Raw genomic sequence first — 17,339 nt, forward strand, 5'->3', positions numbered from 1 at the left:
GCCCTAGCGGATCTTGAGGACGTGGGTCTTGGCGATCATGTCACCCAGAGTCTGCTTCTCGCGCGTGAACGCGGCGAACAGGCCGTTGAACACCCAGATGACCTCGTAGAGGATGGCGCTGGCGATGCCGCGGACGGCGGCCGTGGTCCAGTCCAGCTTCGAATCGGCCGGTGCGCCGGCCTTGACCACCCGCATCCCCAGCAACAGCTGGCCGACGGTGGCGCTCATGGTGCCGTACAGGACGGTGCGGTAGGCGGCCATCAGGACGGCGCCGACGATGCCGCTGTAGAGCAGAGCGGTCCAGAGGTCCGCTCCCGGGACGGGGATCTCGCCCACGGGATTGTCCGCGTAGACCATGACGTCGCGCTGCCAGCGGGCCATGGCCGTGTCGATGGCGACCGTGAGTCCCAGGACACCCGCGACGAGCTGGGTGACGATGCCCAGCAGGATGGAGTCGATGATGAAACCCAGCACGCGCCAGCCGAATCCGGCGTAGGGCCGGCCGGACTGCGGCTGGAACCGGGGGTCGCCCATCGGTGCGCCGTAGCCCTGCTGAGGGGCCATGGGCGGCGGCACGTGCGGATCCCGAGTGGACTGCGACCACGCGAGCCCGTCCCAGTAGCGCTCGCCGTCGGAGCCGGCCGGGTCTGGGTACCACCCTGCGGGCGGCTGCTGCGGGGAGTAGCTCATGGGTCCAAGGATGCCATGAGTAGCTCGTTGGGAATGCGCCCGATCCGGCGGCTGACCACGATCGCGGCCACGGAGGCGACGCTGAGCGCCCCGAGCGCGACCGAGTAGCTGAGCTTCTCCGGCGGCACCACCAGCAGCGCTGTGTAGAGTCCCCCCGCCACGGCCGTGATGACGGAATTGCCCACGGATTCGGCCACCTGCATGGAGGACTGGTTGCGCCCCTGCTCGAACGCCGACGACAGGCTCATCACGGCCACCGCGGAGCTGGGCATGGTCAGGCCCATCCCGAGGCCACCCAGGATCCACGCGCCCAACCCCACCCAGAGCGGGATCACCGGCCACCAGGCGAACGCGGTGATGGCCACGATGCCCGCCGTCGAGAAGGAGGCCCCCAGCGTGACGTAGGTGTCGCGGTGCAGGCGCACCCATGCCTGCGACTGCAGCCACGATCCGGCCGACCAGCCGACACTGCCGACGGTGAGCGCCAGTCCCACCTCGAATGGGCTGAGCCCACGCAACTGTTGCAGGGTGACCAGCAGGATGGTCTCGGCGGCGAAGAACGTCCCCGCCTGAAGGGCACGGGACAGGACCACGCTGGGGATGCCGGCTCCGATGCCCAGGGTGCCGGGCGCGAGGATCCGCGGCAGCCCCCACAGCAGCGCGCCGACGCCCACGACGGCGGACGCGGCGCTCAACCAGCCCAGGTTCTGGCCGCCCACCAGGATGAGCGAGGGCCCCAGCGTGACGGCGACCGTGGGCCAGACCGCGACGGGCGCCACCTCGCCCTCACCTGCCCGGAAGCGTGCCTGGACCCCGCGCAGCCCCGGAAGAGTCATCAGCAGCGCCACGGCCACCAGCGGCAGCATCGTGGCGAACACCAGCCGCCAGTCGTACCCGGTCAGCCAAGCCGCGAACGGCGGTCCGATGAACGCCGGCAGCAGCCAGCAGAACGACACCAGCGCCATCACGCGCGGCCGCTCCCGCGGCTCGAATCCGTGGGCCACCGTGACCGCGAGCGTGAGGTTGAGGGCGCCGGCTCCCAGGCCCTGCACCAGCCGGGCCGCCAGCACCATCCACACCGACGCGGCGGACCAACCGAGCAGCAGGCCGACGGCGAACAGCACGAACCCCGCATACATCGGGGCGGCGGGTCCCCGCGTGTCCGCGACCCGGCCGCTGATGATGGTGGCCAGCAGCATCCCCGAGATCATCGTGGTGAACGCCCACGGGTACAGGTGCGAGGCGTCGAAGGACTCCATGATGGTGGGGACGGCCGTGGCCAGCCCGATGGACTGGAATGCCACCGAGAACACCGCCAGCATGATGCCGACGATGAGCAGCCGTCTCCCCGGACCCGCCATGCCCCCACCTCCGTCCGTCATTGTTCCACCAGCACTACCATGGGCCGCATGACTGAGCTCGCCCCCGGATCCCAGACCGTCACTCAGGAGCGCACGGAAACGTTCGAGGACGGCGACCAGGACCGCTTCTCCCACTACGTGCCCAAGGACAAGCTGGTGGCCGCCATGGTCAACGGCACCCCCGTCGTCGCGCTCTGCGGGAAGGTGTGGGTGCCCACCAAGAACCCCGAGAAGTACCCGGTGTGCCCGGAGTGCAAAGAGGTCTGGCACTCCATGAACCCGGACGGATGAGCCAGGTTCAGTAGCGGTAGCTGTCCGGCTTGTACGGGCCGGAGGGGTCCACACCCAGGTAGCCGGCCTGCTTGGGCGTGAGGGTGGACAGTTCGACGCCGAGGGCGGCCAGGTGCAGCCGGGCCACCTCCTCGTCGAGTGCCTTCGGCAGCGTGTGCACGCCCACGGGGTACTCATCGGCCCTGGTGAACAGCTCGATCTGGGCGAGCACCTGGTTGGTGAACGAGTTGCTCATCACGAACGACGGGTGGCCGGTGGCGTTGCCGAGGTTGAGCAGCCGTCCCTCACTGAGCACGAGGACCGAGTGTCCGTCCTCGAAGCGCCACTCATGCACCTGGGGCTTGATCTCGATCTTCTCGACGCCGGCCCGGGTCTCGAGTCCGGCCATGTCGATCTCGTTGTCGAAGTGCCCGATGTTGCCGACGATGGCCTGGTGCTTCATCCGGGCCATGTCGTCGGCGGTGATGACATCGCAGCAGCCGGTGGCGGTGATGAAGATGTCCGCGCGGTCCACCACCGAGTCCAGCGCGGCCACCTGATAGCCGTCCATGGCCGCCTGCAGCGCGCAGATGGGGTCCACCTCGGTGACGATGACGCGGGCGCCCTGGCCGCGCAACGACTCCGCGCAGCCCTTGCCCACGTCGCCGTAGCCGCAGACCACGGCGACCTTGCCGCCGATCAGCACGTCGGTGGCCCGGTTGATGCCGTCGATGAGCGAATGGCGGCAGCCGTACTTGTTGTCGAACTTCGACTTGGTGACCGAATCGTTGACGTTGATCGCCGGGAAGAGCAGCGAGCCCTGGCGGGCCATCTCGTAGAGGCGGTGCACGCCCGTGGTGGTCTCCTCGGTGACCCCCTGGACGGAGGCCGCCAGCGCCTCCCAGTCCACGACGCCCTGGGTTTCGCGCAGCGTGTCGAGGATGACGCGCCACTCGTGCGAGTCGCCGTCGGCCGCCTCGGGCACGACCCCGGCGCGCTGAGCCGCGACACCCTGGTGAACCAGCAGCGTGGCGTCGCCGCCGTCGTCGAGGATCATGTTGGGCTGACCCCCGTCCGGCCATGCCAGGATCTGCCGGGTGCACCACCAGTACTCCTCGAGCGTCTCGCCCTTCCACGCGAACACCGGGATGCCGGCGGCGGCGATGGCGGCGGCGGCATGGTCCTGGGTGGAGAAGATGTTGCACGACGCCCAGCGCACCTCGGCGCCGAGGGCCACGAGGGTCTCGATGAGCACCGCCGTCTGGATGGTCATGTGCAGGGAGCCGGCGATCCTGGCCCCGGTCAGCGGCTTGGAGGTGCCGTAGCGCTCCCGCATGGCCATGAGGCCGGGCATCTCGTGCTCGGCGAGGGTGATCTCCCTGCGGCCGAACTCGGCAAGGGACAGGTCAGCTACGCGAAAATCCACGCGGCCACTCTACCCGGCCGGCGGCGTCTTGCCGGACGCGGCGATGTGGGCCAGTGCGAGGTCGTAGCCGTCGACGCCGCAGCCGATGATGATGCCCTGCGCCTTGGCCGACAACACGCTGTGCTGCCGGAACTCCTCGCGGCCGTGCACGTTGGAGATGTGCACCTCGACGTAGCTGGGCACCAGCGCGGCGGCGTCGGCGACGGCGTAGGAGTAGTGCGTCCAGGCCCCAGCGTTGATCACCACGGCAGCGCCGGCATCGGCGGCCTCGTGCAGCCAGCCGATCATCTCACCCTCGTGTTCGGTCTGCCTCACCTCGACCTCCAGGCCCAGGCCGTGCCCGGTACCGACGAGGTGCTCGGCCAGGTCCGCGTGGGTCGTGGCGCCGTAGACCTCCGGCTGGCGGGTGCCGAGCCGGCCGAGGTTGGGACCGTTGAGGACGAAGACCTTGCGCATGCGGCCTAGTCTGCCAGCCGTGGCCCTACTCTGCGGCGAGCCCGATCTCAAGGTAGGCGGCGCCGTAGAGGCCGCGCTGCAGCAGGGTGACGTAGCGTTCCACGTCGCTCAGCGCCAGGTCCTTATCACCTGAGGACACCCGCGCCACCCGCGCGCCGACGGAGTCCGCCCTCCGCGCCAGCCGCTCCGCGACCCCGCTGAGCCTGTCGGTGAGCTTGTCGTCGTCGAGCAGCACCAGGCAGGGCTGGATGTCCGTGGGCCCGTCGACGGGGTCCGCGAAGGGATCACGCGGCTTCACGGCGCACAGCAGGGTGTCCAGTTCCGCGGCGTCGGCGGCGAGGGCCGGGCGTCCGCACGCGCGGCGCACCGACTCGGCGACGCGTCGCGAGGCCCGGCCCGCGAGCACGGTACCGCCCCAGATCAGCGGAAGCGTGTCCGCCAGGCAGAGCGCCAGCTCCTTGCCGGGATTGTCCGAGAGGTCCCGGCCGGGCGCGCACGCCTCCGCCACCAGGTCCGCGGCGTCCGCCACGTGACCGGTGTGCACCGACGGGCCGAGCCCCAGGTCACCCAGCAGCGACAGGACTGCCACGGCCGCCGACAGCGAGTCCGCCTCGACGGTGGGGATCAGGGTGGTGGCAGGCGAGGCCGTCTCCTGCGCCAGACGCGAATGCTCCGGCGCGGCCACGATCATCGAGGAGCCGCGCCGCATGGCCTCCACGGCACACTGCAGCACCCACTCCGGGGTGTCGTCGTCTCCCAGCACGACGGTGAGGTCCAGGGGACCCACCCACGCCGGCAGGCCGGGGCCCGGCCAGGCCATGAACGGCACCGGACAGGCCACCTCCAGCACGGCCCGTACCAGGCGCGCCTCCGTGCCGAGTGCGAGGATGCCGCGCGGCCTGTCGGCCCGCTCCAGATGGCCCACGGGCTCGGTGAGCGCCGCGCGGCGGATCCGGGCTCCGGTCATTGCCAGCCACCTCAGGCCCTCATGCGCGTCAAGGCCCGGGGCCTCCAGCCGCGAGTCGTCGAAGAGCTGGCCGTTCACAACGTGCTGCGAGCCTGGTCGATCAGGAGCACCGGGATGTCGTCGCGCACCGGGTAGGCCAGGCCGCAGGCCTGGTTGGTGCACACCAGCTCCTGCGCGTCGTAATCCACGGCGAACTTCGCGTGGCACGCCGGGCACGCCGCCACCGCCATGAATTCGGGCGAGAGCTCCATCGTCTTGTCTGCCATCGTCGACCTCCTCGAGTCTGTGAAGAAAGAATCTACCCGGCCCGTACGAGGCCGAGCACCTCGTCACGCAGCGCCCGCATGGTGGCCTCGTCGCGGGACTCTACATTGAGGCGCAGCAGCGGTTCGGTGTTGCTGGGCCGCAGGTTGATCCACCATCCCTCGGCCCGGTTGCGCACCGTCAGCCCGTCGCCCCGGTCCGCCTCGCCGCGACCCTCGAGCTCCCGCGCCACCCGGTCCATGCACAGGTCCGCGTCGTCGACGGTGGAGTTCAGCTCGCCGGAGCGGTGGTACCCGTCGTAGACGGCGGCCAGCTGGGACAGTGGGCGGTCCGCCCGGCGCACCAGCTCGACGACATGCAGGGCGGCGAGCATGCCCGTGTCCGCAGACCAGAAGTCGCGGAAGTAGTAGTGGGCCGAGTGCTCTCCGCCGAACACGGCGCCCGTCTGAGCCATGAGGGCCTTGACGTAGGTGTGGCCGACGGTGGACTGCACCACGCGGCCCCCACGGCCCTCCACCGCCTCCCCGACGCACCACGACGTGATGGTGTTGGTCACGATGGTCGAGCCAGGGTGCTTCGCCAGCTCCGCCACCGCGATCATCGCGGTGACCACCGACGGGTCCACCACGCCACCGAGCTCGTCGATGATGAAGCAACGGTCCGCGTCGCCGTCGAACACCAGGCCCAGGTCCGCGCCGTGTTCGAGCACAGCGGCCTGCGCATCGACGAGGTTCTCCGGCTCCAGCGGGTTGGCCGGATGATTGGGAAACGTGCCGTCGAGCTCGAGGTAGAGCCCCACGACGTCGAGCCCCCGGCCGGCGAGGGCCGTGAGGGCCGTGTGGCCGGCCATGCCGTTGCCGGCGTCGACCACGACGGTGAGTTCGCGCTCCCCCGTGACCGGCACCAGGTCCCCGAGCTTGTCCGCGTACGCGTCGAGCGCGTCCAGCTCGCGGTACCCGCCCGTGGGTTCGGCGCCGAGCTCGACGCCGGCCGCCGCGTCGCGCAGCCTGGTCATGAAGTCCGCAGGGACCGGCCTGGCATCGGTGAGGCAGAACTTGAGCCCGTTGTAGGAGGCCGGATTGTGGCTGGCCGTGAACTGGACGCCGGGGAGGCTGAGCCAGCCCGAGGCGAACCACAGCTCATCGGTGGAGCTGAGCCCGATATCCACAACGGAGGCGCCGGCGCGACGGGCGCCGTCGGCGAAGGCGAGCGACAGCTCGCGGCCCAGTATCCGCATGTCGCGGCCGAGGACGAATTCGACCGGGCCCATCAGCTCGACGAAGGCGGCACCCAGCGCGCGGGCACCGTCGAGGTCCCATTCGGGGTCCTCCCCCACGACGATGCCGCGGATGTCGTTGGCCTTGAAGATCTGCGGTGCTAGCACCTGGCCAGCGTATCGCCTTCCCTGCCCGCGCTCAGTCGACGGTGGGGACCAGCCGGAGGTGCCCGCCCCGGGCACCCGGCTGGGGCGTGACGTGCGCGGGAAGCGGGTCCGGAACCGGGTCGTCGTGGCGCAGCCCGATGGCGCGCACGGCGTCCGCCAGCGCCATGAGGTCGTCCGAGGGGGCCGACGGCGCGGGCGTGTGGCCGTCCAGTGGGAGCCGGATCACTTCCCAGCCTTTCGGCACGCTCGTCCGCTCGGCGTGCACGGAGCACAGATCGTAGGAGCCCGGCTCTGCGGCGAGCGCAAGGGGCCCGAGGACGGCCATCGAATCGGCGTAGACGTAGGTGAGCGTGGCGACGGCGGTGGCCACGCACGCGGTACGGGAACATCTGCGCACGCCCTGACCGTACCGGACGAGGGCTAGGGTGGCCGCATGCCACGCAGACGAGACCGGCACGGCCGCGGGATTCGCGGCCCCCTGGCAGCCCCGAACCCGTTGACGGGGCGGCCGGTGCCGCTGACCCGGCCGTCGCGGGTGGACTACTTCAACGACTGCGTCACCTCGGCGATGGCGGACATCGCAGCGGTGGCACCCGATGCGCTCAACGGCATCGTCGTGGGCGTGGAGGAAGTGCCGCACCTCAACGTCGCCTGGTCCGGGGACCGCGTGCCGCTGTCGGCGGCGCTGGAGCCCGGCCGCGGCCGCGCCGCCCAGATCGTCATCTTCGAACGGCCGCTGGAGCACCGCGCGTCGTCGCGCAGCCAGCTGCGCCGGCTCGTGCACCGCACCATCGTCGAGCAGCTCTCCACGCTGACCGGCCGCAGCCTGGACGAGCTGCTGGGCGGCGCCCCCTGGGACGACGAGGACTGACGCCGCGTTCAGCGCAGCCCGGGCAGCTGCTCTGCGGGCAGCGTCTGCACCGGCGCGTCGGCGGCCGGGCCGACGGGCACCAGCACGGTCCCCGCGTCGGCTACGGACGCGGCGGCGGCCAACACGTCGCCTGTGGCGCTGACCGAGACCACCACCGGGTCCCCCGCCGGGATCGGCACGGAGACCGTGTAGCCGGGCGGCACCTCCACCTGTCGGCTGTCCGCCACCCCGCCGACGGGGGTCAGCGTCACGTCCACCGTGACGGACTCTGAGCGGCCAGGGTTGCTCAATTGCAGCTGACCCGCCCCGGGAACCAGGGCGGCGAGATCAGTACCGGCCTCGGCCGCGACGACGGAGGCCTTCGCCCCACCGGCACCGGTGACGAGGGAGGCACCCACCGCCTCGGGCGCGGTGACGCGCACCGCGGTGGCCTCCCCGGACAGTGGCTGGGTGAGGTCCACCGCCACGGTGGTCATGGCGGGCACGGACAGCGACTCCGCCACCGCAGGCACGTACGGCCCTGCCGGGCCCATGCCCTCCAGCGTCACGTCCACGCGGTCCTCGTGCGGGTTGCTGATCAGCAACCTCGTCGAGGTGGCACCCGTGGGGGCGCCGGCGAGCAGGTGTTCGGTGGCGATGGTGGTGGGTGGCGCGAACTGGGTGGGGCGCCCCTCGACACCGGTTGCCAGCAGGGCCACCCGGCCCAGGCTGGTGGTGAACGCCACGCCGACGGGGCCCGCAGGGGCCAGCACCGACAGCGCCACCCTGCGGCTCACGCCGGGCGCCAGCGCGATGCCGCGGGCGCCCACCGCCGCGACTTCGCCGTCCGGGCCGAGCAGCGTCAGGTCCACTGCCGCCTCGGTGGAGTCGGTGTTGACCAGCACCAGCTCCACCGCGGCGGGGTCCGGGACGAGGACCATGCCGGCCGTGCTGGGCACGGCGCAGGCGGCGTGGGCGCGCTGTGGCGCCTCGACCAGGACGCCGCCGGAGATCCGTTCGTCCGCGCTCAACCCCGCCGGCCCGGACAGCGGCTCGGACACCGGCGCGGACACCGTGCGCTGCGCGCCGTCGAGGCCCGTGACCGTGACTGGGCCGGAACCGCCGATGAGGGCGGACCCGGCCGGGATGCAGGTGAGGCGGGTGCTTCGCGGCAGCTCGATCGCGTCCGTGGGCGGCTTGCGCAGCGGGCTGATGAGCGCCAGGCCGACGGCTACTGCCACGATCAGGGCGAGCGCGGCCAGGGACATGGCGGCTCTGCGGATCATTCCTGCCCCCTTCGCGCGACGGTGGAGGCGCCCAGCGTGGGCGCGGCCAGCAGCGCCAGGATGGCTGCCACGGCGAGTTGCGCCGCGACCCGCCAGGGCAGTGGACGGGGCCGCACGACCACCTCGCCCGCCTCTGCGCCCAGCTGGAAGGTGAGGCGTTCGCCGCCGTCGATCCGGGTCAGCGCACGCCCGTCGACGGTGGCCTCCCAGCGCGCGTCGGACGGCTCCGCCACGACGAGGCGGCGCGACTGGGATCCGGCCTCGACGGTGCCGCGCAGCAGCGGCTCGGCGACCTCGCCGTCGACTACCTGGATCCGCGACACGAGCCCGACGACCGTCCACACGACGGTGTCGGAGTCAGCGGCGGCGCTGGTGAGGCCGGCGGCGTTGTCCAGCTGCGCCCGAAGCTCGGGGTCGAAACCGCGCAGCCACACGTGCGACACCCCCAGACCGCGCAGCTGACCGGCCACGTCGTCCGGGAGCGCGCCGGTGGAGAACGCCTGCACCAGGGCATGGAACTCGGCCGAGAAGTCGCCCGCCGGGTTCCGCTCACCGGTGCCCCACTGCGGCTGGCGGGAGTCCACCACGTTCCACCCGAGTGTCTCGTCGGTGGTCCGTTGGATCATGAGGGCCCGGGTGTCGCGGCTCGAGTCCAGGACGTCACGCACGTACCCGGGCAGCGCCGAGGCCCGTTCGGTCACCGGGCCGGCGAAGCCCACGACCCCCCACACACCGGCCGCGAGCAGTCCGCTCAGGCCGAGCGCCAGCGCCGAGCGCGTGAGGGCGATCCCGGCTCGCTCGGCGGCCACCACCGGGGCGAGGAGCGCCGCCACCACGAGCAGCGCCCACGGTGACAGCAGCACGCGCGCGGTCCCCCCGTCGACCGTGACCACCAGCCGCGACAGCAGCGTGCCGATCAGCAGCGGCGCAGCGATGCCGATGAGGGCCCACCGCCAGGCCGGCCCGGTGAGCCGGGCCAGCGCCGCGACGGAGACCAGTGCCAGGAGCGCGAAGAAGGCGACGTTGGCCCACAGGGGAAGACCGGAGGGCAGGATGCGGCCCACCACCAGCGCGAACGAGGCGGGCGGGAAGTCCGGCCAGGCGAGCGGGTCCACGCCGGTGAGCAGCCGACCAGGGTGCGCGAACAGCTGCGGGATCCACGGCGCCACGAACGCCCACGAGGGCAGGATCACGACGGCGGAGTCGGTGACCCGATCACGGGCGCGCAGCGCCCACACGACCCCGGCCAGGGTCAGCGCGACGAGCAGCACGGGCCACACCAGCGAGGCGATGATCAGCCAGAACGCGGCGCCGGCCGGGGCGCGCAGCCGCTCGGCGCCGGCGGCCTCGTTGCGCACCACCGCATACATCGCGCGGGCCAGCAGGGGCGCTACGACGGCCAGCACCATGCCGCTGACGTCGCCCGCGGTCACGACACCGAGCAGGATCGTCGCGCCCGCCCAGGCTGCCGAGACCGCTGCCGCGACACCGGGGGCCACCGCCAGGCGGCGCAGCAGTGCGAGGGCGGACAGCCCCGCCAGGGCGGGCGTGGCCAGCAACGCCAGGAACGCGAACCAGCCGGGGCTCCCCAGCCCGGCCAGGGATGCGAGGGTCGCGACGCCCATCCACGGCGCGTCGCCGGTCAGATAGCCCTGCCAGGCGGCGCCGATCGACGCGGGGGCCGGGAGGAGCCCGCCGCCGGAGACGGCGCCCAGGCCGAGCAGGGTGCGACCGGCCGCTGCGGCCGCGACCACGAGCACCACCAGCAGCACCGTGACCGGGGACAGGACGCGGCCCTGCACGGTGCCGCCGGCGAAGTCGTCGCCGGTGAGATCATCCAGCGTGGTGTCGGCCTCCCGCAGGTCGCGGAACTTCTCCGCCACGCCGGAGCCCAGCTTGTCCACGGCATGCCGAACCGGCCAGAACCGGTTCGGCAGCAACTCGTCGGGGGTCAGGTCCTCGGCGGGCATTCGTGCGGCGAGCGCTGCGGTCAGGCCGGCCGTGGCCAGGTAGCGCCGCATCGCGGCGACCTCCGCCCCGGCGTGCGCGGGCGATTTCGCCAGCATGAACCCGAGCGCCCGGACCAGCGACGCCAGGACGACGCCGACGCGGGACGCGCCGCGGGACCCGGCGACGCGGAGGGCGGCCAGGCGGTCCACCTCGTGCGGGTGGCGTTCCGCGGGGCGCTCACCGGAACGCCCGGCGTGCCGGTGCACGAGGGCGGCCGCCGGCCAGGCGAGGACCCGGTAACCGACGGCGTTGGCCCGCCAGCCGAACTCCACGCCGTCGCGGTGCCGCTCCACCTCCGGAGCGAGCCCGCCGACCTCGCGCCACACGTCGCCGCGCACGAGCAGGCCGGCGGTGGAGCCGCCCAGCACGTCGCGCGATTCCGTCTGTTGCTGATCGACATCGCCCTCCTCCACCAGCGGTACACGCAGCCCTCCAGGCGTGATCGCCTGGCCCACCTCAGACAGCGTGTCGGGATAGTTGCGCCGCTTGGGCTGCAGCAGCTTGGGCACCACCACGTCCGCCTGGCGGGCGCCGTCGAGGAGTCGGGCCAGGGTGTCGCGACGGGGGGCCGCGTCGTCGTGCAGCAGCCAGATCCAGTCCGGCACGGCGTCGCCGACGCCGAGGGCGACGGACTCGGCGAACGGCGCGTCCGCGGTGCCGTCGATGAGCTCGTCGAGGACACCTTCGGCCGTGGCGCGCAGCAGGAGATCGCGCGAAGAATCGGCAGATCCGGCGTCCACGGCCACGACGCGGCCCGGCCGCGGATCCAGGCCCGCCAGCGCGAGGAGCTGGCGGGGCAGCCACTCGGCGGCGTTGTGCACCACCATGACGGCCGTCACGGTGGCAGGGTCGATGTCCGGGGTCTCGCCGGCGGGATCCTCGTTCTCGATCCAGGACCAGAGGTCCTCCAGGCGGCCATGCTGCGGTTCGTCGGTCAAACTGTCCTCCAGCGCGCCGTCAGGGGCTAGACGGCTGCGCGCTTGAGCTTACGCCGCTCACGCTCGGACAGCCCGCCCCAGATGCCGAAGCGCTCGTCGTGACCGAGTGCGTACTCGAGGCACTCGGTGCGGACGGTGCAGTTGAGGCACACGCGCTTCGCCTCGCGGGTGGATCCGCCCTTCTCGGGGAAGAAGGCCTCCGGATCCGTCTGTGCGCACAACGCGTCGGCCTGCCATGCGAAGGCACCGTCGTCGTCGCCCCAGAGATCCATGCTCTCGCTCACGCCTGCCTCCTCCCGTTGTAGCGAATTACACACGAGTGATTTTGATCGGTCAAGCGGATCAGGCGAATTCGTCCCCTGCCTGTGCCCGGACGAGGGCCACCAACTCCTTGATCCGCTCGGCATCGGAGAGCGGGGCGACGAGTGTCGCGGCGGGGGTGGCGACCACCAGGGAGTCGCGCAACCCTATGGTGCCGATGACGTGGTGCGGCCCCACGGCATTGACCAGCACGCACCCCGACGAGTCCAGCGTGACACTCTGCCCGTCGACGGCGTTGCCGTGCTCGTCGTGCGCGAGCAGTTCGGCCAGCGAGGCGAAGCCCCCCACGTCGCGCCATTCGATGGCCAGGCCCACACTGACCACCTCCGCGTCGGTGCGACCCTGCGAGACGGGTTCCATCACGGCGTAGTCCACGGAGATCTTCTGCAGCGTCGGGAAGATCTCGTCCAGGCGGTCGGGCTCCGCGACCAGTGCGCGCACCTTGGCGGCGGTGTCCGGGAGGAGCTGGTCCAGCTGGGACAGGAGTGTCGCGGCCCGCCACACGAACATGCCCGCGTTCCACCAGTACTCCCCCGTGGCCAGGTACTGCTCGGCCACCTCCCTCGAGGGCTTCTCCCTGAATTCGGCCACGCGGTGCACCCCGGGGAAACCCTCGAGGGCCTGGGCGCGGCGCAGGTAGCCGTAGCCGGTGTGAGGGCTCGTGGGCACCACCCCGAGCGTCACCAGGGCGTCCGGGCGGGCCTCCGCCACGTCGAAGGCGAGCGTCAGGCTGCTGCGGAACGCGTCCACGGGCGTGATCACCTGATCCGCCGTGACCATGGCGACCACGCCGTCCGGGTCCCGGTCCGCAACGACGGCTGCGGACCAGGCCACGGCGTTGAGCGAGTCGCGACCCTCCGGCTCCCCGAGGATGTTGCCCGCGGCGAGCTCGGGGATCTGCCGCGCCACGTCCTCGGCGTAGGCGCGGCCCGTGCACACCAGGATCGCCTCCGGGGGGACCACTCCGGCAAGCCGGTCGTAGGCGAGCCGCAGCAGCGAGGTGCCCTCCAGCAACTCGAGCAGCTGCTTGGGCCGGCCCTGACGCGACAACGGCCACAGACGGGTGCCGGAGCCACCGGCCATGATGACGACGTAACGCATGCGAGGAGGCTAGCGAATCGGGCGTGCCGGTGCCCGGAATAGGATCGGCACCATGTTGATCGGCGCCCTCCGCCGGCGCGTGGCCCGTCAGGGCACGCAGCCGCTGCTCACCCACTACGACGGCCGGGACGGGTCGCGCACCGAGCTCTCGGCGGTGACGTTCGCCAACTGGGTGGACAAGACCGCCAACCTGATCGAGGATCTCGGCCACGAGGATGGCGAGCCGATCGACCTGGCGCTGGCCGACACGCACCCGGCGCACTGGGTGACATTGGTGTGGGTGGCCGCGGCCTGGCAACGGGGCTGCCCCGTCGTGCCGGGGGTCTCGGGCGCGGACCTGTTGGTGGTGGGGCCCGACGACCCTCGCCGGGCGACGCTCACCGTCGCCTGCTCGCTGCACCCGCTGGGGCTGGGCTTCCGCGTCACACCGCAGGACGCGCTGGACTACCGCGAGGTGATGGCACAACCCGACGCGCACGACCTGTCCCCGCTCGGCGAGTCGACGGTGTGGGCAGGGCGCCCCTCTCCCGAGGTGGCCCCCCGGGACACCCGCCTGCTGCTGGTGGACCCGCCCGCGGGCTGGGCCACGGTGGCCCAGGCCCTCGTGTCACCGGTCCTGGGCAGCGGATCGACGGTGGTCGCGGTGGGCCTGGGACCCGGGCGGGCCGCGGAGATCGCCGCGGCCGAGCGCGCCGTCCTGGCCTGAGGCTCAGTCGGTGCCGTCCTCCTGCGGCAGCTCCGCGGCCTGCTCCTCCGCCGGGTCCACAACGGGATCGGCGAGCACAGCCACAGCGGCTCCTCCGCCGAGGGTGGCGAGCATCTGGCGCACGTTGGACAGCTGCGAGGTGATGGAATCGCGCCGCTGGGTGACGGCGGCCAGCTCGCGGTCCGAATCGCGGCGGATGCGCTCGGCACGGGCCTGCGCCTCGCCCACCAGCTCCTCGGCCTCACGCTCGGCCTTCGCGCGCACGGCCTCGGCCTGCGAGGTGGCGTCGGAGACGATGCGCTTGGCCTCGGTCTCGGCTGCGCTGAGGTTCTCCTCGGCGGCTCGCAGCTGATCCTCCCGCTGCCCCATGGCCACGGCGAAGTCCCCGGCGGCCGCGTCGCGCCGCTCGGCCAGGGTCTTCTCGAAGTCCGCGGCCGCCTGGGCCGCGCGGGCCTGCTGAACCTCGTAGACGGCCTCGGCCTCCTCGCGGCGGGTGGCGGCCTCACGGTCCGCGTGGTCCAGGATCTCGTCGGCGCGGCGCTGGGCGCCGGTCAACCTCGCCTCAGCGTCGGCCTCGGCAGAGGAGCGCGTGTCCACGGCATAGCGATCCGCCTCCGCGACCATCGCCTGCGCGCGCCGGGCCGCATCCTCGAGCAGTACGGCGGCCTCGTCCTGGGCCGAGCGGCGGATGTCGTCGGCCTCCTCCTCGGCGAGCGCCAGCATCTGCCCCACCCGTTGTCCCAGTTCCTCGAACGTGGGCCGCGAGGCCGCCTGCTGGACGCGGGAGGCCTCGTCCGCGCGCTTCTGGGCCTCGACGAGACGCCCCTCGACGGCGGTGCGCTCCTGGGCGGCCTCCTTCGCCCGGACGCTGAGCTCACCCAGCTCGGCGCGGGCGGCGTCGAGCGCCTGCTGCAGCGTGGCGATCTCCGCGTCCACCTGGGCGGGTTCGTAGCCGCGGAGCACGGTACGGAAGTTCTGTGTGGTCATGATTCCTCGCTGGTGGTGGGGGTTCCTGGTACGGAGAGGGCTTCGATAACGCCGGAGAGATTACTGAGCTGGGAGGTGATGGTGTCGCGGCGCTGCGTCAGCCGAGACACTTCGGCCCGAGCCGCCTCCACGGTCTCCCGCGTGCTCGCGCGCACGGCCTCGGACTCGACCCGGGCGTCCGCGAGAAGCCGCACCGCCTCGTCGCGGGTGGCCCGGGCCCGCTCGAACGACGCGCGCTGCGAGCGCTCCAGATCCGCCGCGAGCCGCTCCCGCACGGCCGTCGCAGTGCTCTCGGCCTCGGAGATCCGCTCCTGGGCGCGACCCACGACGGCCTCCGCCTCGCGTCGCGCGCGCTCCAGGATGTCCGCGGCCCGCGCGTCGGCATCCTCCCTGGTCCGCGTGGCGTGCCCGGCCGCGGCCGCAAGCTCGGCGTCCGCCCTCGCGCGCACGTCGGCGGCGTCCACCTCTGCCGAGCGGAGGCGCTGCCTCGCCAGGGCCACCGCACGCTCGAGGGTGCGGGAGAGCTTGGCCCGGAGGTCGCGGGCGCGGGTCGCGTTGGTCAGGTGGGCGTCGCGGGTGATGCGTGCGATGTCCGCCTTCGCCCCGTCGAGGAGGGCCGCCACGGTGGCACGGGCCCAGGCCAGCTGCTCGGCGGCGTCGGCCAGTTGTACGCCGGCGCGGCTCTCCGCGTCGTCGATGAGCCGCGCCGCCTGGGCGGCCGCCTGTTCGCGCGCCATGTCTGCCGCTAGGGCCGCGTTCTCCCGGAGCTCGACGGCGGCCGAGTGGGCCTGCTCGCCCTCTGCCCCCGCCTGCGCCCGTATCCGCTGTGCCTCGGCCTCCGCCTCGGCACGGAGGGACTCCGCCTCCGCCCGGGCGGCGGCAAGCACGCGGTCCGACTCCGCCTCGGCCTCGGCGCGGGCCTGACCCAGGGCGGCCTCCTCGGACGCCCGCCAGCGGGCCGTCTCGGCGCGGACCGTGCCGGCGTCGGCCTGCGCTGCGGCGAGGAGCGCCTCGGCCTCGCGACCAGCGGCAGCGACGACGCCCTCGGCCTCGGACCGGGCATCTGCGATCAACTCGTCGGCCGTGCGCTCGGCCATCTCCGTGATGCCGCCGGCCTGGTGGGCGGCGTCCGTCAGCACCCGCTGAGCGTCGGAACGGGCCTCCTCGAGCCGGTGCCTGGCGAACTCCAGATCCGCCTGCACCTCGTCGCGCTGCCGGGCCAGCTCCGCCAGCTGGGACCTGGACCCGGCCACATCGTCCTCGGCCTCCTGCCGGACCCGGTCCGCCAGCCGTTGAGCCTGGAGGAGCAGTTCGCTGGCCGTCTCCGCCGAGGACATGTCAGCGCGGGAGGCCGCGGACAAAGCCGGCCCCCCAGGACAGGTGCATCACGGCGAGCACGAAGGGAAACCTCAGGCGAGCGGCCGGGGAGAGCCCGCCGACGGCGCCGCTGGCTGCGGCGACGAACGCGAGATAGGCGGCCGGCGCCAGCAACAGGGCGCTGAGCGCCCGGCTCCGCACCGCGAGGCCCACGACACCGCCGGCGAGTCCGCCGGCGATGCCCATGACGGCGAGCGGCGCCGCGAGGTACCGCAGGGACAACGTGTCCGGATGTCGACGGGCCACCTCACGTCGCCACTGTCCGGTGCTGTAGAACTGCCGCGCAAGGGCGCGGTAGCTGTCACGGGGGTGGTAGACCACCCGCAGCCGCGCGGTGAAGTAGACGAGGTGGCCCGCGCGCCGCAGACGGTAGTTGAGTTCCCAGTCCTGGGCGCGGTGGAGCGACTCGTCATAGCCACCCACGGCTTGGAGCGCCGCTTTGCGGAAAACGCCCAGGAACACGGTGTCCGCCGGTCCGTCCGGGGTGTCCTCGAGGTGGAACCCGCCGCCACCCAGGCCGGCCCGGGAGTTGTACGCCGCGGCTACGGCCTCCGAGAGCGGTGAGGTGCCCTGCGCGTCCATGAGGCCGCCGACGTTCGCGGCCCCCGTCTCGTCCAGCAGCCGCACCGCGGTCTCGATGTAGCCGGGGCTCAGCTCGCCGTGTCCGTCGACCCGGACGATCACGTCGTGGCGGGCGTGATCGATGGCGATGTTGAGTCCGGTGGGCGTGTACCCGGTGGGGTTGTCCAGAACCACGATGCGCGGGTCCGCGGCGGCCAACTCGTCGGCGATGTGGCGGGTACGGTCCGCGCTGGGCGCCACCGCGAGAAGCAACTCAAGCTCACCCGGGTAGTGCTGATCCAGCACGCGCTGCACGGCGGCGCGAAGATGCTTCTCCTCGTCCCGGAGTGGCATCACCACGCTCACAGGCTGCACTGGATCTCC

18 protein-coding genes are annotated in these 17,339 nt (G+C 72.5%); 3 read left to right on the top strand and 15 right to left on the bottom strand.

Annotation, left to right across the window (positions count from 1 at the left end):
• Positions 1–3 precede the first annotated feature (3 nt).
• Both ACZK5N_RS06055 and ACZK5N_RS06060 read right to left on the bottom strand, forming a co-directional pair.
• Positions 4–690 (bottom strand): RDD family protein, encoded by a 687-nt coding sequence (locus ACZK5N_RS06055; protein WP_459019199.1) that lies wholly within the window; start codon positions 688–690, stop codon positions 4–6.
• Positions 687–2,051, bottom strand: a complete 1,365-nt coding sequence (locus ACZK5N_RS06060) for an MFS transporter (RefSeq protein WP_459019198.1) — start codon at positions 2,049–2,051, stop codon at positions 687–689. Before ACZK5N_RS06060 ends, ACZK5N_RS06055 begins: the two co-directional genes overlap by 4 nt.
• A gap of 48 nt (positions 2,052–2,099) precedes the next feature.
• On the opposite strand from ACZK5N_RS06060, the gene ACZK5N_RS06065 reads away from it, so the two are divergent.
• The gene (locus tag ACZK5N_RS06065; RefSeq protein ID WP_459019197.1) at positions 2,100–2,342 is read left to right on the top strand and encodes a DUF3039 domain-containing protein; all 243 of its coding nucleotides are present in this window, start codon (positions 2,100–2,102) and stop codon (positions 2,340–2,342) included.
• Between the two features lie 7 nt (positions 2,343–2,349).
• Here the strand turns inward: ACZK5N_RS06065 and ahcY are convergent, their stop codons facing one another.
• From ahcY to ACZK5N_RS06095, 6 genes are all read right to left on the bottom strand, one after another.
• Positions 2,350–3,747 (bottom strand): adenosylhomocysteinase, encoded by a 1,398-nt coding sequence (gene ahcY / locus ACZK5N_RS06070; RefSeq protein ID WP_459019196.1) that lies wholly within the window; start codon positions 3,745–3,747, stop codon positions 2,350–2,352.
• Between the two features lie 9 nt (positions 3,748–3,756).
• Positions 3,757–4,203, bottom strand: coding sequence for a type II 3-dehydroquinate dehydratase (locus tag ACZK5N_RS06075; RefSeq protein ID WP_459019195.1), 447 nt, complete (start codon positions 4,201–4,203; stop codon positions 3,757–3,759).
• A 25-nt stretch (positions 4,204–4,228) separates the two neighbouring features.
• Positions 4,229–5,170 (bottom strand): SIS domain-containing protein, encoded by a 942-nt coding sequence (locus ACZK5N_RS06080; RefSeq protein ID WP_459019194.1) that lies wholly within the window; start codon positions 5,168–5,170, stop codon positions 4,229–4,231.
• A 74-nt stretch (positions 5,171–5,244) separates the two neighbouring features.
• A complete protein-coding gene (locus ACZK5N_RS06085; RefSeq protein WP_459019193.1) occupies positions 5,245–5,436 on the bottom strand; it encodes a Trm112 family protein in 192 nt (63 codons plus the stop codon).
• 32 nt (positions 5,437–5,468) lie between these two features.
• Positions 5,469–6,818 carry a phosphohexomutase domain-containing protein gene (locus ACZK5N_RS06090; RefSeq protein ID WP_459019192.1) on the bottom strand — a complete coding sequence of 450 codons (1,350 nt, stop codon included), beginning with the start codon at positions 6,816–6,818 and terminating at the stop codon, positions 5,469–5,471.
• 31 nt (positions 6,819–6,849) lie between these two features.
• Complete coding sequence (locus ACZK5N_RS06095) at positions 6,850–7,215, bottom strand: DUF3499 domain-containing protein (protein ID WP_459019191.1); 366 nt, start codon at positions 7,213–7,215, stop codon at positions 6,850–6,852.
• Between the two features lie 36 nt (positions 7,216–7,251).
• Here ACZK5N_RS06095 and ACZK5N_RS06100 point away from each other — a divergent pair, with 36 nt between their 5' ends.
• Complete coding sequence (locus ACZK5N_RS06100; RefSeq protein ID WP_459019190.1) at positions 7,252–7,689, top strand: metallopeptidase family protein; 438 nt, start codon at positions 7,252–7,254, stop codon at positions 7,687–7,689.
• A gap of 8 nt (positions 7,690–7,697) precedes the next feature.
• Here ACZK5N_RS06100 and ACZK5N_RS06105 read toward each other — a convergent pair whose 3' ends face one another.
• From ACZK5N_RS06105 to ACZK5N_RS06120, 4 genes are all read right to left on the bottom strand, one after another.
• Positions 7,698–8,954, bottom strand: a complete 1,257-nt coding sequence (locus ACZK5N_RS06105) for a DUF5719 family protein (protein ID WP_459019189.1) — start codon at positions 8,952–8,954, stop codon at positions 7,698–7,700.
• Positions 8,951–11,902: a glycosyltransferase family 2 protein gene (locus tag ACZK5N_RS06110; protein WP_459019188.1), complete on the bottom strand. Its 2,952-nt coding sequence runs from the start codon at positions 11,900–11,902 to the stop codon at positions 8,951–8,953. Before ACZK5N_RS06110 ends, ACZK5N_RS06105 begins: the two co-directional genes overlap by 4 nt.
• Positions 11,903–11,928: 26 nt before the next feature.
• A complete protein-coding gene (locus ACZK5N_RS06115; RefSeq protein ID WP_459020360.1) occupies positions 11,929–12,174 on the bottom strand; it encodes a WhiB family transcriptional regulator in 246 nt (81 codons plus the stop codon).
• 70 nt (positions 12,175–12,244) lie between these two features.
• Complete coding sequence (locus ACZK5N_RS06120) at positions 12,245–13,324, bottom strand: mannose-1-phosphate guanylyltransferase (protein ID WP_459019187.1); 1,080 nt, start codon at positions 13,322–13,324, stop codon at positions 12,245–12,247.
• A 52-nt stretch (positions 13,325–13,376) separates the two neighbouring features.
• Between ACZK5N_RS06120 and ACZK5N_RS06125 the strand changes: the two genes are divergently transcribed.
• Complete coding sequence (locus ACZK5N_RS06125) at positions 13,377–14,030, top strand: TIGR03089 family protein (RefSeq protein ID WP_459019186.1); 654 nt, start codon at positions 13,377–13,379, stop codon at positions 14,028–14,030.
• Between the two features lie 3 nt (positions 14,031–14,033).
• Here ACZK5N_RS06125 and ACZK5N_RS06130 read toward each other — a convergent pair whose 3' ends face one another.
• From ACZK5N_RS06130 to ACZK5N_RS06140, 3 genes are read right to left on the bottom strand one after another with little or no spacing between them, the layout of a single operon-like run.
• The gene (locus ACZK5N_RS06130) at positions 14,034–15,017 is read right to left on the bottom strand and encodes a DivIVA domain-containing protein (protein WP_459019185.1); all 984 of its coding nucleotides are present in this window, start codon (positions 15,015–15,017) and stop codon (positions 14,034–14,036) included.
• Positions 15,014–16,354: a coiled-coil domain-containing protein gene (locus ACZK5N_RS06135; protein ID WP_459019184.1), complete on the bottom strand. Its 1,341-nt coding sequence runs from the start codon at positions 16,352–16,354 to the stop codon at positions 15,014–15,016. The genes ACZK5N_RS06130 and ACZK5N_RS06135 overlap by 4 nt, the downstream gene beginning before the upstream one ends.
• A gap of 1 nt (position 16,355) precedes the next feature.
• Complete coding sequence (locus tag ACZK5N_RS06140) at positions 16,356–17,330, bottom strand: glycosyltransferase family 2 protein (RefSeq protein ID WP_459019183.1); 975 nt, start codon at positions 17,328–17,330, stop codon at positions 16,356–16,358.
• Positions 17,331–17,339 lie beyond the last annotated feature (9 nt).

This window comes from Tessaracoccus pujii, assembly GCF_055326215.1.

Coding starts and splice junctions, on each gene's coding strand:
- ACZK5N_RS06055 (WP_459019199.1), bottom strand. CDS start 690: ATGAGCTACTCCCCGCAGCAGCCGCCCGCAGGGTGGTACCCAGACCCG.
- ACZK5N_RS06060 (WP_459019198.1), bottom strand. CDS start 2,051: ATGGCGGGTCCGGGGAGACGGCTGCTCATCGTCGGCATCATGCTGGCG.
- ACZK5N_RS06065 (WP_459019197.1), top strand. CDS start 2,100: ATGACTGAGCTCGCCCCCGGATCCCAGACCGTCACTCAGGAGCGCACG.
- ACZK5N_RS06075 (WP_459019195.1), bottom strand. CDS start 4,203: ATGCGCAAGGTCTTCGTCCTCAACGGTCCCAACCTCGGCCGGCTCGGC.
- ACZK5N_RS06080 (WP_459019194.1), bottom strand. CDS start 5,170: ATGACCGGAGCCCGGATCCGCCGCGCGGCGCTCACCGAGCCCGTGGGC.
- ACZK5N_RS06085 (WP_459019193.1), bottom strand. CDS start 5,436: ATGGCAGACAAGACGATGGAGCTCTCGCCCGAATTCATGGCGGTGGCG.
- ACZK5N_RS06100 (WP_459019190.1), top strand. CDS start 7,252: ATGCCACGCAGACGAGACCGGCACGGCCGCGGGATTCGCGGCCCCCTG.
- ACZK5N_RS06105 (WP_459019189.1), bottom strand. CDS start 8,954: ATGATCCGCAGAGCCGCCATGTCCCTGGCCGCGCTCGCCCTGATCGTG.
- ACZK5N_RS06115 (WP_459020360.1), bottom strand. CDS start 12,174: ATGGATCTCTGGGGCGACGACGACGGTGCCTTCGCATGGCAGGCCGAC.
- ACZK5N_RS06120 (WP_459019187.1), bottom strand. CDS start 13,324: ATGCGTTACGTCGTCATCATGGCCGGTGGCTCCGGCACCCGTCTGTGG.
- ACZK5N_RS06125 (WP_459019186.1), top strand. CDS start 13,377: ATGTTGATCGGCGCCCTCCGCCGGCGCGTGGCCCGTCAGGGCACGCAG.
- ACZK5N_RS06130 (WP_459019185.1), bottom strand. CDS start 15,017: ATGACCACACAGAACTTCCGTACCGTGCTCCGCGGCTACGAACCCGCC.
- ACZK5N_RS06135 (WP_459019184.1), bottom strand. CDS start 16,354: ATGTCCTCGGCGGAGACGGCCAGCGAACTGCTCCTCCAGGCTCAACGG.